This is a genomic window from Mesoflavibacter sp. CH_XMU1422-2 (assembly GCF_037029245.1).
Lineage (GTDB): Bacteria > Bacteroidota > Bacteroidia > Flavobacteriales > Flavobacteriaceae > Mesoflavibacter > Mesoflavibacter zeaxanthinifaciens.
The window spans coordinates 793-1,171 of the sequence record NZ_JAYMEE010000080.1 but is presented as its reverse complement, the minus strand read 5'-3'; the positions used below and the strand labels follow the sequence as shown (position 1 = coordinate 1,171).

Sequence of the window (379 nt, the reverse complement as noted above, 5' to 3'; positions counted from 1 at the left end):
TTCAATAGTTTCATCTGAAACATCTGAACAAAGTGCTAAGTCTGGCGCAGTAGTATCTTCAATAGTTAACGTTGCTGAAGTAGAAGCTATTTTTCCACAATCATCAGCTACTGTATAGTTTACAGTGATAGTACCACCAAGACCACAAGAACTCACAAAGTTATTAAAGTCGAAGTCAGACGTTACGGTATAGTTAGCATCTGCATCACAACTATCCGTAGGACACGTTTGTAAAGCCGCGATGTTAGCCGCATTCCAATCAGATGCTAAAGTACTGTTATTGTTACCATCACATTCAATAGTTTCATCTGAAACATCTGAACAAAGTGCTAAGTCTGGCGCAGTAGTATCTTCAATAGTTAACGTTGCTGAAGTAGAC

General features: G+C 38.8%; 1 protein-coding gene. It reads right to left on the bottom strand.

Annotated elements, in window-relative coordinates:
• Positions 1-379 (bottom strand): hypothetical protein (locus WA340_RS12720; protein WP_336129359.1); only part of this gene is annotated, 379 nt, incomplete at both ends.